The sequence below is a fragment of the Streptomyces atratus genome (assembly GCF_014648655.1).
Lineage (GTDB): Bacteria > Actinomycetota > Actinomycetes > Streptomycetales > Streptomycetaceae > Streptomyces > Streptomyces atratus.
Window position 1 is genome coordinate 1 of record NZ_BMRN01000200.1, and the last position, 914, is coordinate 914.

Here is a 914-nt window from a genome sequence, read left to right on the forward strand (position 1 = left end):
ACCAGACCCCACACCGGCGCCTGACACACATCCACCCCCACACCACCACCCACAGCCACCGCACCACGCGTCACCACCACCAACGGCCACTCCTCACCCCGACCGCCCTTCAACCACTCCTGCACCACACCCAGCACCCCACCCACCACAGACCGCACACCCGACACCACACCACCAGCACCAGCACCAGCACCAGCACCAGCACCAGCACCAGCACCAGCAGAAGCCCCACCCGCACCCACCTCACACACCACCGGACCCGAGACCACACCACCCCCCACAAACTCATCCCAACCCGACCACACCACACCCGCACCCGCACCCGCACCCGCACCCGCACCCGCCAGCGGACGCCACACCACCTCGTGCAGCGCGCCCGCCGTGCGCGACGCGCCCAATTGCTCCACCGACACCGGACGGAAGGTGAGTCCGCCGATCGTGGCCACCGGGGCGCCGTCCTGGTCCGCCAACGTCAACGAAAGGCTGTTCATGCCCTGGGGAGAGAGCCGCACCCGCAGCGCGTGGGCACCCGCGGCATGCAGAGAGACATCGGTCCAGGAGAAGGGAAGCTCTGTCGGCTCGTCGCCCGTCACGTCCTCCCCGACGCCCAGGGCATGCATGGTGGCATCGAGCAGGGCCGGATGAATACCGAAGCGCTCGGCGTCGCCGTGCGCCGCCTCGGGCAGTTCGACCTCGGCGAACACTTCGTCGCCCCGCCGCCACACCGTCTTGAGGCCCCGGAAGACGGGACCGTAGGCGTAGCCCTGCTTCTGGAGCAGGGCGTACGCGTCGTCCGTCCGGACGGTGGCCGCGCCCGGCGGGGGCCATGCGCTGAGGTCCACACCCGGCACGGCCCCGGACGGAACACCCAGAACACCATCCGCGTGCAGCACCCACGGCGCATCCACCGCAGC

1 protein-coding gene is annotated in these 914 nt (G+C 70.5%); it reads right to left on the reverse strand.

Annotated features, from left to right (window positions below; genetic code table 11):
• The coding region (locus tag IEZ15_RS44075; RefSeq protein WP_189282533.1) for a polyketide synthase dehydratase domain-containing protein at window positions 1-893 on the reverse strand (893 nt) is incomplete at its 3' end.
• Between the last annotated feature and the right edge of the window lie 21 nt (window positions 894-914).